The following is a 13,000-nucleotide window of genomic DNA, read 5'->3' as shown; positions in this document are numbered from 1 at the left end:
GCCATGACCCACCATTTTGCGCGAGGTCTCCTGATCCTCACCGCGCTCAGCGTGTCCGGCTGCGCCGCGTTCTCGCCCGACAGCGGCATGAACGCGGTCTCTGAGCTGACGAGCCAGAGCATCAACAAGGACGTGGCATTCGTGCGAACGGCCGATGGGGCGGGCGCAGTCGATGAACGTGTCCGCCAACTGCTCTCGCGCACGCTGAGCGTGGAGGCCGCCGTTCAGATCGCACTGCTCAACCACAAGGGATTGCAGGCCGCCTATAACGAGCTGGCGCTGGCCGAGACGGATCTGGTCGAGCAGAGCCTGCCGCCCAATCCCGTGTTCTCGATCTCGCGGATCTCGGGCAACGGCGCCAGCGAGATCGAGCGCCAGGTGGTCGGCGATATCCTTGCGCTCGCCACCCTGCCGTTCCGCTCCGACATCGCCCGCGAGCGTTTTCGCCAGGCCCAGTTGCGCGCGGCGCTGGCGACGCTGCGGCTCGCCGCCGACGTCCGCCGCGCCTACTGGCGCGCGTTGGCCGGCAACGAGATGGCGGCGCTGCTGACGGATGCGAAGGCGACGGCCGAATCGACCGCGCAGCTTGCGGTCAAGCTCGGCGAGACCGGCTCGCTCAACAAGCTCGACCAGGCCCGTGAACAGGTCTTCTACGCCGAGACCACCGCCGACCTCGCCACCGCAAGGCAGACGGCGGCGAGTGCGCGCGAACGGCTCGCACGCCTGATGGGATTGTGGGACGGCGGTCTCGACTTCCGTCTGCCCAATCAATTGCCGCCGCTGCCGCGCCGGCCGCAGGCCCTGCCCTCGATCGAGGCCGATGCAGTGGCCCATCGCATCGATCTGCAGATCGCCCGACTGGAGCTGACGACGCTGGCAAAATCGCTCAACCTCACCGAGGCGACGCGTTTCGTCACTCTGCTCGATCTCGCCGGCATTTCACGGCGTACGCAGGATCCGGAAGGCGCGCCGTTTCGCGAGCGCGGCTTCGACGTGCAGTTCCAGATCCCGATCTTCGACGGCGGCGAGGTGCGGGTGCGGCAGGCCGCCGAGACCTACAACCTCGCCTTCAACCGCCTGACCGAGCGCGCCGTGAACGTTCGCTCGGAGGCGCGCGATGCTTATCGGGTCTATCGCTCGGCTTACGACATCGCCAGCCACTATCAGCGCGAGATCATCCCCCTGCGCAAGATCATCACCGAGGAGATGCAGCTCCGCTTCTCCAGCATGCAGGTCGATATCTTTGCGCTGCTGACCGAAGCGCGGCAGCGTCTGGCCTCGCTACGCGGCGCGATCGATGCGCGGCAACGATTCTTCCTCGCCCAGTCCGACCTGCAGACCGCCGTCAATGGCGGCGCCGCGCCTGCTGCGGGCGGCGACAATTCAACCACCATCGCCGCGGCAGCGCCTGCCGATGCCGGCCACTGACATGGAGACCGCAATGTTTTCCCGCAGAGGATTTTTAGGCACCGCCGCGCTCGTCGGCGCATCCGCGGTCCAGGGCCGCGTGCAGGCGGCATCGATCCCGGAAGCCGCGCACATGGACAAGGTGGTGATGCAACCGCCGCTGCATCCGAACAGCGGCCCCGACTATCGCCCGGTGGTCACCCTGAACGGCTGGTCGCTGCCGTTCCGCATGAACGGCGACTGGAAGGAATTCCATCTCGTCGCCGAGCCCGTGGTGCGCGAATTCGCCGAGGGCATGAAGGTGAATCTGTGGGGCTACAACGGCCAGTCGCCGGGCCCGACGATCGAGGCGGTCGAGGGCGACAAGGTCCGCATCTTCGTCACCAACCGCCTGCCCGAATACACCACCGTGCACTGGCACGGCATGATCATTCCGAGCGGCATGGACGGTGTCGGCGGGTTGACCCAGCCGCACATCCAGCCGGGCAAGACTTTCGTCTACGAGTTCGAGATGCGGAAGAGCGGCACCTTCATGTACCACCCGCATTCCGACGAGATGGTGCAGATGGCGATGGGCATGATGGGAATGGTCGTCGTGCATCCGCGCGATCCCGGCTTCCGGCCCGTCGACCGCGACTTCGTCTTCGTGATGAGCACCTATCGCGTCGATCCCGGCACCTATCTGCCGCAGGTCAACGAGATGACCGACTTCAACATGTGGACCTGGAATGCGCGGGTGTTTCCCGGCATCGATCCGCTGCCGGTCAGGCTCGGCGACAGAGTGCGCGTGCGCATCGGCAATCTCAGCATGACCAATCATCCGATCCATCTGCACGGCCACAGCTTTGCGGTGACCTGCACCGACGGCGGCTGGATTCCGGAGAGCGCGCAATATCCGGAGACGACGACCGACGTCCCTGTGGGCGCGGTGCGCGTCTTCGACGTGCTCGCCGACAATCCCGGCGACTGGGCGTTCCACTGCCACAAATCGCATCACACCATGAATGCGATGGGGCACGCGGTGCGCAATCTGATCGGCGTGTCGCGCAAGGATCTCGCCAAGGCCGTTGGTAAGCTCGCGCCTGACGGCATGGCGATGGGCTCGACCGGCATGGCGATGGGCAACATGGAGATGCCCGCGCCCGACAACACGCTGCCGATGATGACCGGCACCGGCCAGTTCGGCCCGATCGAGATGGGCGGCATGTTCACGGTGATGAAGATCCGCGAGGACCTCGCGCGCGACGATTATCGCGATCCCGGCCCCTATCAATTCCCGAAGGGTACCGTCGCCTACGAGGTCACGCCTCCGGCCGCGGAGCCAGCGCGGCAGCAGCCGGGCAAGCCGACGCACAAGATGAAGATGTGAGCGTTTCGATGAAACACCAACCGGAGATGACGATGAAGACCATCAGGCTCGGCCTCGCGCTGGCTGCGCTATCGATCGTGCCCGTCCTCGCGCACGACAAGCACGGGCACGCGACCTTTTCGGCCGGCGAGCCCGGCGACCCCAACAAGCCCGCGCGCACCATCGAGATCCTGCTGAACGAGATGGACTACGCACCGGCCAGGATCGAGGTCAGGCGCGGCGAACAGATCCGCTTCGTGCTCCGCAATGTCGGCAAGGAAGACCATGAATTCCTGCTCGCCACGCCGAAGGAGAATCTCGCGCATGCGGTGGAGATGAAGAAGCATCCTCACATGGAGCATGACGATCCCAATGGTGTCAGGCTCGCCCCGAACAAGACGGCCGAGATTCTCTGGAAGTTCAGCAAGCCCGGCACGTTCGAATTTTCCTGCCTCATTCCCGACCACCGCGACTACGGCATGGTCGGCCACGTCACCGTGAAGTCACGATAAGGAGATTCCCATGAACCGCATCATTCGCACTGCCGCAGCATTGACGCTGACTGTCGGTCTTGCCACTGCCGCGCTCGCGGCCGGCGCGGCCTCGATCAGCGGGGAGGTCAAAAAGATCGACGAGAGCGCCGGCAAGATCACGCTCAAGCACGGGCCGGCCAAAAGCCTCGGCATGGAGGACCCCATGACCATGGTCTACCGCGTCAAGGACCCTGCGATGCTCAAGCAGGTGAAGGTCGGCGACAAGGTGACCTTCGAGGCCGAGGAGGCGGCTTCGGGTTATACGGTGACCAGAATCGACAAGGCGAAATAGCCCCTTCCGTCATTCCGAGCTCGCCCTCCGGGCGCCCCGGAATGACGACCCGGGGCCCGAAACACCCCGGCCTGACCGCCTGCCGCTCCCCGCGTTAACCCTTTGCTAACCATACACCCGGCAAGAATTGCCGGGTGAAGTCGAGTGTCGTCAGCCGCGTAAAACGGGGGGATCCCTGTGGACGCCAGTGCGGTGCCTCACTTTCGAAACGGCGGCCCTTCGGCCGCCGCGCAGACAATTGGGGCGCGCGGACGGCAGTCGCGCGGGGGAGCAGCTACCATGGTCGACGTCACCGCGGGACAGGGCGTAGGCAGCACGAACGCCGGCTTCCCCACCCTTGCCGAGGTCGTGGCCATCCTCAAGCGCGGCGACATCGCGCTGGCGCTCGGCGTCCTCACCATCCTGGTGGTGTTGATCCTGCCGCTGCCCGCGATCGTGCTGGACCTGTTCCTGGCGATTTCGATCACGCTCTCGATCCTGATCCTGATGACCTCGCTGTTCATCCAGGCGCCGCTGGAATTCTCCGCCTTCCCGACCGTCCTCTTGATCTCGACCATGCTGCGCCTGTCGCTCAACATGGCCTCGACCCGGCTGATCCTGTCGCACGGGCATGAGGGCACGGCGGCCGCCGGTCACGTCATCGAGGCCTTCGGCAGCTTCGTGATGGGCGGCAATTTCGTCATCGGCATCATCGTCTTCGCCATCCTGATCATCGTCAATTTCGTCGTCATCACCAAGGGTTCGGGCCGTATCGCCGAAGTCGCCGCGCGCTTCCACCTCGATGCCATGCCTGGCAAGCAGATGGCGATCGACGCCGACCTCTCCGCCGGCCTGATCGACGAGGCGGTCGCCAAGCATCGCCGCAAGGAGCTGGAGGACGAGAGCGGCTTCTTCGGCGCCATGGACGGTGCCTCGAAGTTCGTTCGCGGCGACGCCATCGCGGGCCTCTTGATCGTCTTCATCAACGTCGTCGGCGGCATGATCATCGGCGTGGCGCAGCAAGGCCTGTCCTTCGCCGACGCGGGGCGCAGCTACACGCTGCTGACGGTCGGTGACGGCCTCGTCACCCAGGTGCCGGCGCTGATCGTCTCGACCGCGGCGGGCCTGCTCGTCTCCAAGGCCGGCGTTTCCGGCGCCGCCGACAAGGCGCTGATGAAGCAGTTCTCGGGCTATCCGCAGGCACTGGCGATGTCCGCCGCGGTCATGCTGGTGCTGGCAGCGCTGCCGGGCATCCCGACCCTTCCCTTCTTCGCGCTCGGCGCCGGCGCCGCGGCGCTCGCCTGGAACGCGCGCAACCGCAACCGGGTGACGGCCAGGGCCGAGGAAGCCGCCAAGCTCGCACCTGCCGCGGGAACGCCGGGTGCGCCGGGCTCCGCCGTGGCCGAGGAGCCGATCTCCGCGGCGCTCAAGATCGACGACCTCAAGATCGAGCTCGGCTACGCGCTGCTGCCGCTGGTCAACGGCCCCGACGGCACCGACCGCCTGACCGAGCAGATCAAGGCGCTGCGCCGCTCGCTCGCGATCGAGATGGGTTTCGTCATGCCGGCGGTGCGCATCCTCGACAACGTCCAGCTCGAGGCCAACACCTACATCATCAAGATCAAGGAGGTCGACGCCGGCACCGGCAAGATCTGGCCGAACCAGTTCATGGTCATGGACCCCGGCGGCAGCCAGGTGCAGGTGCCCGGCATCCACACCACCGAGCCGACCTTCGGCCTGCCCGCGACCTGGGTCGACGCCAGCCTCAAGGAGGAGGCTTCGCTCAAGGGCTACACCGTCGTCGACGCCGCCACCGTGCTCTCGACCCATCTCACCGAGCTGCTCAAGGCCAACATGTCGGACCTGCTGTCCTATGGCGAGGTGCAGAAGCTGCTCAAGGAGCTACCGAAGGAGCAGAGCGAGCTGGTCAAGGACATCGTCCCCGGCCAGGTCACGGTCTCCGGCATCCAGCGCGTGCTGCAGCTCTTGCTCGCCGAGCGCATCTCGATCCGCGATCTCTCGACCATCCTCGAAGGCATCGCGGACTCGCTCGCCTTCTCGCGCAATCCCGCCACCATGGTCGAGCACGTCCGCGCCCGCCTGGCGCGGCAGATCTGCGCGCAGAACACCTCCTATGCCGGCTATCTGCCGCTGATCGCGCTGTCGGCGAAATGGGAGCAGGCCTTTGCCGAATCCATCATCGGCCAGGGCGAGGAGCGCAGCCTGGCGATGCAACCCTCGAAACTGTCGGAGTTCATGACCGGCGTGCGCGAGGCGTTCGAGCGTGCCGCCCGCGAGGGCGAGGCTCCGGTGCTGGTCACCTCTGCGGCAATTCGTCCCTTCGTGCGCTCCCTGGTGGAGCGGTTCCGCGCCCAGACGACGGTGCTGTCGCAGGCTGAGATCCACCCCAGGGCGAGGTTGAAAACGGTCGGAAGCATCTGATTTGCCTTAAGAAGCCGTGTGTTTTTCGGCCACAGGCAAATGGTTTTTGAGTTCCAGGCACCTTGTCGACCAATCGGCGACAGGGTGCCCGATAGGCACATTACAGCTTTGAAATAATTGCCAAAATGCACGATCGAGGTTCGTTCTTGATCGCGATTTTTCACGACCGTTCACGCTCTTGTGATGGCCTCTTGGGAACGAATCCCCCCAATACTAGGTTGTTGGGCACCGGAAGCATGAACCTGCCCAAACACGCAGGCGACTACTTCGGGTAGATGGCGGCAGGAGCCTTCCATGAACCACTCGATTTACAGCGCAGACCGCTCGACCCACCTGAAGATCGTAGCCGTCGCCCTTGTTGCCGGCATCGCAGTCGCGGGCCTTGGCATCACCGCGCGTACGACGAGTTCTGATGAAGGCCTGACGCAGACTGCCCGCGTCATGAAGGCCGGCAAGCCGGTCACCATCACCAGCGCGAACACCTCGCTCGTTCGCTAAGGGAGACACGAGTTTTTTGAATTCACGCGGCTCTTTACCAGCCCCCCAAAGTCGCCACGTGGATATGTAGACGACCCCAACCCCAAGTCGACTACAGAAAGCGCCCGCCCCCCACGGGCGCTTTCTCATGTCTGGGGTATGCGGCGTAGGCGGCAGCGAGGTCCTCCGAAGCTTTCCACAACATCGGCATTGCCAGCGCCGCGACGTGTCCGCCGAAGCCTTTGGCGAAGGCGGAAGTAATTCAGAATCCCTCCGAGGAGACAGTCTCGATTGCTTCGTCGCAAGGGCTCCTCGCAATGATGGAGCGTGTAGGGGCGGCGCGCCCGCTCTCGTGTCCCGGACGCGCTGCAGCGTTCTTACGCTGCTGCGCAGAGCCGGGACCCAGAAGGCCACAGCGCGCGCTGCCACATGGGGCCCGGCTCTGCAGCGCATCGTCGACCGGACGATGCTTCGCATCGCCGGGGAGACGCTGCGCTGCGTCCGGGGCACGAGAGCGGTTTTTTGGCGCGCGGGGTCGAGCCATTCTCAATCTCTCCGCGCTCGCAATATCCGTCCCGTCATCCTGAGGTGCGAGGCGGGCGATGCGAACGCATCGCAGGCTGAGCCTCGAAGGTTGAACGGCCGAGCTGGTGCAGCCGGGCTGTCGCCCTTCGAGGCTCGCCGAAGAGGCGAGCACCTCAGGGTGACGGTCGCAAGTTAGTGCTCGTGACAACATTCGGTATTCTGCTTTCAAGCGGCAGGCACACCTTCGCATTCTCGCGGCGCATTTCGCCCGAGCTTTGCTTGATCGCTTCACCCTCGATTGAAAGAGGGCGCAGGGAAGGCCGGGAGCCGGTTGGCTCCCGTGGACCGCCATGCCAAGGGCAGACTGCGTGTGCTGCTGCATAGCGGAGAACAGGGCAACCGGAGACATCCCGGCCTTCCCTGCGCAGTGGCTTTACGGCTTATGTCGTGCTCTCCCCGGGAGCGTTGCACTATTGCCCCGTCGCCTTGCGGATGACCGATGCGTGGGCCCGGTTGGGCCCTCCACATCACCGCAACACTTGACGCCAGACTGCGGGCGCCAGGACCACACGATTTTGCCGTACGCCGATCACACCGGTCGTGTGCGCGATGGCCTTGCTCACGGTTGCCCGCCCTGCAAAACCCTTCGCGCCAATGCGATCTGCGTCCACCGCCGTCCGGCCCGCGTTCGTGACGATCGCGATACGCCCCTCTTCCTTGGGCCGGGTCGAGGCGACACATACGCGCTTTCCGAATTTCGGTAAAGTGGAATATTTTTGACGGCCTGGATTGACCGACCGATTGGGTGTTTTGCCCGTCAGGCAACGCGATATCTCGTAGCCCGGATGGAGCGCAGCGTAATCCGGGGATCTCGCCCAGACGCTCAAAGGCCCCGGATTGCGCTGCGCTTCATCCGGGCTACGCGCGCAGAACTTGTCGCGTCACGCCTCGCGCAGTTCCGACGGCGTCGCGCCAAAGCGCTTGCGGAAGGCGCGGTTGAAATAGGACAAATCGGAAAAGCCCGAGGAATGCGCGATGTCGCTGATCTTGCGCGCCCTGGCGCGGGGATCGCCGAGCAGTTTTCGCGCCTGGAGCAGGCGTTGCTCGAGCACGAACTCGGTGAAGGTGGTGCCAGCCTGCTCGAACAGGCGTTGCGCCTGGCGCGGGCTGAGGCCAGAGCGCGTCGCGATCTCGGACAGGCAGAGATCGTTGCGGCCGAGGGCTGCCATCACATCGGCGCGCATGAGGTCGAGGCGCGCCGCCGCATGGCCGCGGCCGCGGGCAAGGCTGGCATGCTCGGCATCGGTGCCGAGCAGGAGGCCGACGAGATCGACCATGTGCTGCGCGGTGAGGCGCTGGCCAACCGCGTCGAGATGCGGCGCGTGATTGGCGGCGAGCGCATGGTAGCGGAAGATGGTCTCGGCGACCGCACCGTCGATCAGGACTTGCGACAGCTTGTCCTCGGCGCGCGGATGGATGTCGAGCAGCGCCCGGCGCGGCATGCGGATGGTGGTGAAACGATCATCGTCGGTGTGGCCGACGGAGCCGGTGACGGCCATGTCGACGAGCACCATCTGCGCAGGCGCGAGCTCGACGCTATGGCCGTTCTGTCGCACGCGGACGAGACCGGCATGTGCCGCGATCAGGACGAGATCGTCGCTGCCGTCAGCAAGCCCGCTCTGCGTGCGCGAATATTGCGCGGAGGCGCCTTCGGGAATGGCAAGCGCGATGTTGTCGACCACGCTGACCTGGAGCCGGCAATCGATGCTGGCGCCATGGCTCGGCCCGACATCGAGGCCGCAGGCGCCGAAGGCCCGCTCGCGCCAATGCTCGAACGCCGGGCCTTGCGGTAGCCCCGTATATTGATGAACGAAGATGCCGGGCGTTTTCGCTGCATCCATCTGATTTCTGGCCCCTCTTCGGCTCCGCGATCGGCGGCGCCGACTGCAAATTCCGGGGATTTGACGCCGCAAAGAGCGGCAAGGTTCAAATCGGGGGCGGATTCAGGGGGAGTTGTCGGGGTGCGACGGCGGCAGGGACCGTGGCGACAGGAACAGGCTCTTGTAGCCCGCATGAGCGAAGCGACATGCGGGAACAGACGTCCCGGATGTCGCTTCGCTCATCCGGGCTACGGGACCTATTTCTTCGCCTGCGGCTGGGACGGCGGCACGGTCTCGATCAGCTTGCCGGAAAACACCGGGGACGAGGTCGGCCGGCCGTCGGGCGAACCGCCGGCCTGCTCGACGGTGACGGCGTAGGTCGCGCCGTTGACGACCTCGGAATCATAGGAGGCGAGCAGCGGGCGCGCGGTGAAATCACCGGCGCCGATCACGCCGAGCGAGCGCGGGCGCGGCAACTTGTCGGAGATCAGCCAGAGTTCGAAGCTCTTGCCGGGCTCCGGCGTCGCGCCGACCTTGCGCACGGTAAAGTTCTTGGTCGCGCCGTCGATGGTGAGGATGAAGGCGGGACCGCCGGCCTGGCCCTGCAGCAGCGCGACGTATTGCGCCGCGCCGGCGAGCGGTGCGGTCGGCGTCTTCACTTCCACCGTCTGGATGCGCGGTGCGGGACGCAAGCCGTTCGGCAGCGCGTCGGGCAGGAAGATCTGCAGCGACAACGTCACCAGCAGCGCGGCCGCGAGCGCGCCGACCGCGGATGCGATTCCGCGCCAGCGCTTCACGCGGCCCTCGAGATGGATCACGTTGGTGTCGTCGACGATCGGCACCTGCGGCGTGCGGACGACATCAGGGTCGGGCGCATGGACCTGCGGCATGAACACCGGCGCGATGTCGCCAATCGCATCGGATCCGGAGCGCATCGGCTCGGGCTGCCCTGCTTCGGCGGGCTGCGGCTCTGGTTGCGGTCCCTGCTCGGACGGTGACTTCTCCGACGATGACTGCGGCGGCGCGGCTTCGACGGGCGGCATCGGCGGCGGCACGATGTCGGCCAGACCAGGCGGCTGCAGCGCTTGCGCCGTGCGCGCGATCTCGGACCTGATGTTCTCCCACACGATCGGACGCGGCTCGACCGAGCCGACCATCTGGTTGAGGGCGCCGAGCCGATAGGCCCAGGCCTGCACGATGTCGGCGAACGCCGGGTCCACCGCCATCATGATCTCGACCTGCGCGCGCTCATCGGCATCGAGCGTACCGAGCGCATATTCCGCGGCGAGCGCGATATGGTCCTCCGTGTAGGCCATCAATTGCGGTCCAAAACCATCCTCATAGTCCGAGGCACTCCCGGATATCCAGCATGCTGCGCCGCAGCCACGTCTTCACCGTGTTGACGGGAGCGGCGAATTTCTCCGCCAATTGCTCGCGGCTCCAGCCGTTGTAATAGGCGAGAAGCACGAGTCGCTGACGGTCGGGCTCGAGCCGGCCGATGCATTCCAGCAGCCGCTTCAGCTCCTCGGTCATCTCCCGGCGCGCCAGCGGATCGGGGCTGTCGGCCGCCACCTCCATCGCCTGGGGCTCCTCCTCGATGGAGCTTTCCGTCTTCTTGCGCACGATGTCGATCGCACGGTTGCGCGCGATCGAGACCATCCACGTGATCGGCGAGGCCAGCGCCGGATTGAACCCGGCGGCGCCGTGCCAGATCTTGACGTAGGCCTCCTGAATGACCTCCTCTGCGAGATCCTGTCGGCGCAAGATACGGAGCACCACGCCAAAGAGTTTCGCGCGCGTGGCGGCGTAAAGGCGCTCGAACGCGGCCTGATCGCCCTTCGCCACCGCCTCGATCAACCCGACCAGCTCTGCTGGCGTCAGCATTCAGCCCCCTCGACACGCGGGCCATCGCGTTCCGCGCAGGCCCCGGCACTTCGCTACCATAGCGCGCGGCCAAGCCGACCACCAAGGGGGGCGGCGCCAAGCTGTGGACAGCACATGCGAAAACCCGGACCTTGCGGGTCCGGGTTTCACAAATTCTCGGGCGCTTGGGCCGCCGGCTCTGTCTTCAGGCGACGGCGCCGATGCGGGCGCGCATCAGGCCGATACTGTCGAGGTCGGCCTGCTCGCGGGCGTTCTCTTCGGCGCGCTCGCGGGCCTGGTCGCGCTCGTCGAGCAGTTCCACCTTCTTGAGCTCCTCGAAGGCCTCGGCCAGCGCGGCCTTGGCTTCGTCGAGCTGGCCCTTGAGCTCGTCGGCCGAGCGGGTCAGGTTCTCGCGGCGCTGGATCGCGGCCTTGGCATAGGTCGGATAGGCGAAGTGCGAGGGATCGTTGATCCCGGCACGCTCCTGCTCGGTCGTGATCTCGCGCTCGAGATCGGTCGACATCCGCTGGAAGTCGGCGATCATGGTCTCGATCTGGGTGACCCGGCGGCGCTTCTCGTCGACCTGAAACTTCTTCAGGCGGATGAGGGTATCTCGTGACTTCATCGACTCGTACTCCCCAGAAGTCCCCTCGCTGCACGTGGGACGATACCGGTCGCCCCACAGGCCCTGTTCGGGCCGAGACCGGCACTGCTACTCTGTAGGATCGGATGATGACCTGACAAAGTTAGCGTTCCGTTTCCAAATTACCGAGGATGTGAGCCAACTGGCGGTAGCCGTCGGCCAGGGATGCATTTTCGTCCTTGCGCTGCTTCAGGAACGCTTCCAGCGGCTCATGCAGGCGGATCGCCTCGTCGACCTCGGGGCTGGAGCCGGCCCGGTAGGCGCCGAGACGGATCAATTCCTCCATGTCGGCATAGGTCGCCATCACCGCGCGCGCCTTCTGGATGACGGGCCAGAACTCCGGATCGGCCGATTTCGGCATGGTACGCGAGACGGATTTGAGGATGTTGATGGCGGGGTAACGGCCACGCTCGGCGATCGAGCGCTGCATCACGATGTGGCCGTCGAGGATGCCGCGGACGGCGTCCGCGATCGGCTCGTTGTGGTCGTCGCCGTCGACCAGCACCGTGAAGATCGCGGTGATGGCGCCCTCGCCGAGGCCCGGCCCGGCGCGCTCCAGGAGTTTCGGCAGCTCGGTGAAGACCGTCGGCGTGTAGCCCTTGGCGGTCGGCGGCTCGCCGGCGGACAGGCCGATCTCGCGCTGGGCCATGGCAAAGCGCGTCACCGAATCCATCAGGCAAAGCACGTCCTGTTCCTCGTCGCGGAAATATTCGGCGACCGCGAGCGTCAGATACGCCGCCTGGCGGCGCATCAGCGCCGGCTCGTCGGAGGTTGCGACCACCACGACCGAACGCGCGAGGCCCTCCTCGCCGAGATCGTCCTGCAGGAATTCCTGAACCTCGCGGCCGCGTTCGCCGATCAGCCCGATCACGCTGACCGCGGCGTCGACGTTGCGCGCCAGCATCGACAGCAGCACCGATTTGCCGACGCCGGAGCCTGCGAAGATGCCCATGCGCTGGCCACGGCAGCACGTGAGGAAGGTGTTCATCGCGCGCACGCCGAGATCGAGCGGGGCACCGACGCGCTTGCGCGAATGCGCCGGCGGCGGCGTGTTGCGGTACGGCATCGGCGCCGGCCCCTGCGGCAGCGGCCCCTTGCCGTCGATTGGCTCACCGAGCGCATTGATCACGCGGCCAAGCCAGGCCGCGCAAGGCCGCACCTGATTGGCGGCATTGGCGATGACGGCCTTGCAGCCGCGGCGCACGCCGTCGAGGCCGGCGAACGGCATCACCACGGCATTGTTGCCGGAGAAGCCGATCACCTCGCAGGGGATGGAACGGTTGGCGCCGGTCTCGATCACCAGCCGCGCACCCACCGACATCGCATGGATCGGACCGGCGACCTCGACCATCAGGCCGCGAACGCCGACCACGCGGCCATAAATATTGATGCCGTCGATATCGCCGATCTGTTCGGCAAGAGCTTTCATACTGAGAGGGCTTTCATCAGAGCCGCGCCTTCACGAGAGGGCCTTTGTGGCGATCGCCTTAACAGGTCGCCTCGAGAGGTTGCTTTGGCGATCCGGGCCTTCACGGGGAAAACCTTAAGTTTCGCCATATTTCTGAACGGAGCTTAACTTCGTGTTTACCCGCATCATTAATCATTGCGTCA

11 protein-coding genes are annotated in these 13,000 nt (G+C 65.7%); 6 read left to right on the top strand and 5 right to left on the bottom strand.

Features of this window, described 5'->3' with window-relative positions; all coding sequences use genetic code 11:
* Positions 1–3: 3 nt before the first annotated feature.
* The 6 genes from CIT40_RS07155 to CIT40_RS07130 all read left to right on the top strand — a co-directional run bounded on the left by CIT40_RS07155 (position 4) and on the right by CIT40_RS07130 (position 6,499).
* Positions 4–1,428 (top strand): TolC family protein, encoded by a 1,425-nt coding sequence (locus CIT40_RS07155; protein WP_094895186.1) that lies wholly within the window; start codon positions 4–6, stop codon positions 1,426–1,428.
* Between the two features lie 13 nt (positions 1,429–1,441).
* Positions 1,442–2,776 carry a copper oxidase gene (locus CIT40_RS07150; protein ID WP_094895336.1) on the top strand — a complete coding sequence of 445 codons (1,335 nt, stop codon included), beginning with the start codon at positions 1,442–1,444 and terminating at the stop codon, positions 2,774–2,776.
* Between the two features lie 8 nt (positions 2,777–2,784).
* Positions 2,785–3,267, top strand: coding sequence for a cupredoxin domain-containing protein (locus CIT40_RS07145; RefSeq protein ID WP_414645398.1), 483 nt, complete (start codon positions 2,785–2,787; stop codon positions 3,265–3,267).
* Positions 3,268–3,277: 10 nt separating this feature from the next.
* Positions 3,278–3,580: a copper-binding protein gene (locus tag CIT40_RS07140; RefSeq protein WP_094895184.1), complete on the top strand. Its 303-nt coding sequence runs from the start codon at positions 3,278–3,280 to the stop codon at positions 3,578–3,580.
* Between the two features lie 279 nt (positions 3,581–3,859).
* Positions 3,860–6,001, top strand: coding sequence for a flagellar biosynthesis protein FlhA (gene flhA / locus CIT40_RS07135; protein WP_162307386.1), 2,142 nt, complete (start codon positions 3,860–3,862; stop codon positions 5,999–6,001).
* Between the two features lie 294 nt (positions 6,002–6,295).
* Positions 6,296–6,499 carry a hypothetical protein gene (locus CIT40_RS07130; RefSeq protein WP_094895182.1) on the top strand — a complete coding sequence of 68 codons (204 nt, stop codon included), beginning with the start codon at positions 6,296–6,298 and terminating at the stop codon, positions 6,497–6,499.
* A gap of 1,445 nt (positions 6,500–7,944) precedes the next feature.
* Here CIT40_RS07130 and CIT40_RS07125 read toward each other — a convergent pair.
* The 5 genes from CIT40_RS07125 to fliI form a co-directional block, all read right to left on the bottom strand.
* Positions 7,945–8,904, bottom strand: coding sequence for a helix-turn-helix transcriptional regulator (locus CIT40_RS07125; RefSeq protein ID WP_094895181.1), 960 nt, complete (start codon positions 8,902–8,904; stop codon positions 7,945–7,947).
* 236 nt (positions 8,905–9,140) lie between these two features.
* Entirely contained in the window at positions 9,141–10,199 is a 1,059-nt protein-coding gene (locus tag CIT40_RS07120; protein ID WP_094895180.1) for an anti-sigma factor, read from the bottom strand.
* A 22-nt stretch (positions 10,200–10,221) separates the two neighbouring features.
* Positions 10,222–10,767 (bottom strand): sigma-70 family RNA polymerase sigma factor, encoded by a 546-nt coding sequence (locus tag CIT40_RS07115; RefSeq protein WP_094895179.1) that lies wholly within the window; start codon positions 10,765–10,767, stop codon positions 10,222–10,224.
* A 184-nt stretch (positions 10,768–10,951) separates the two neighbouring features.
* On the bottom strand, positions 10,952–11,371 hold the full coding sequence (fliJ, locus tag CIT40_RS07110) for a flagellar export protein FliJ (RefSeq protein ID WP_008138882.1): 420 nt from the start codon (positions 11,369–11,371) through the stop codon (positions 10,952–10,954).
* A 121-nt stretch (positions 11,372–11,492) separates the two neighbouring features.
* Entirely contained in the window at positions 11,493–12,818 is a 1,326-nt protein-coding gene (gene fliI, locus CIT40_RS07105) for a flagellar protein export ATPase FliI (RefSeq protein ID WP_094895178.1), read from the bottom strand.
* Positions 12,819–13,000: the final 182 nt, after the last annotated feature.

This window comes from Bradyrhizobium amphicarpaeae (assembly GCF_002266435.3).
GTDB classification, from domain to species: Bacteria; Pseudomonadota; Alphaproteobacteria; order Rhizobiales; family Xanthobacteraceae; genus Bradyrhizobium; species Bradyrhizobium amphicarpaeae.
This window is presented reverse-complemented; position numbering and strand designations above follow the sequence as displayed.

Bases quoted from the DNA above. Each gene is read 5' to 3' on its own strand.
- CIT40_RS07155 (WP_094895186.1), top strand. From the start codon at position 4: ATGACCCACCATTTTGCGCGAGGTCTCCTGATCCTCACCGCGCTCAGC.
- CIT40_RS07150 (WP_094895336.1), top strand. From the start codon at position 1,442: ATGTTTTCCCGCAGAGGATTTTTAGGCACCGCCGCGCTCGTCGGCGCA.
- CIT40_RS07145 (WP_414645398.1), top strand. From the start codon at position 2,785: ATGAAACACCAACCGGAGATGACGATGAAGACCATCAGGCTCGGCCTC.
- CIT40_RS07140 (WP_094895184.1), top strand. From the start codon at position 3,278: ATGAACCGCATCATTCGCACTGCCGCAGCATTGACGCTGACTGTCGGT.
- flhA (WP_162307386.1), top strand. From the start codon at position 3,860: ATGGTCGACGTCACCGCGGGACAGGGCGTAGGCAGCACGAACGCCGGC.
- CIT40_RS07130 (WP_094895182.1), top strand. From the start codon at position 6,296: ATGAACCACTCGATTTACAGCGCAGACCGCTCGACCCACCTGAAGATC.
- CIT40_RS07125 (WP_094895181.1), bottom strand. From the start codon at position 8,904: ATGGATGCAGCGAAAACGCCCGGCATCTTCGTTCATCAATATACGGGG.
- CIT40_RS07120 (WP_094895180.1), bottom strand. From the start codon at position 10,199: ATGGCCTACACGGAGGACCATATCGCGCTCGCCGCGGAATATGCGCTC.
- CIT40_RS07115 (WP_094895179.1), bottom strand. From the start codon at position 10,767: ATGCTGACGCCAGCAGAGCTGGTCGGGTTGATCGAGGCGGTGGCGAAG.
- fliJ (WP_008138882.1), bottom strand. From the start codon at position 11,371: ATGAAGTCACGAGATACCCTCATCCGCCTGAAGAAGTTTCAGGTCGAC.
- fliI (WP_094895178.1), bottom strand. From the start codon at position 12,818: ATGAAAGCTCTTGCCGAACAGATCGGCGATATCGACGGCATCAATATT.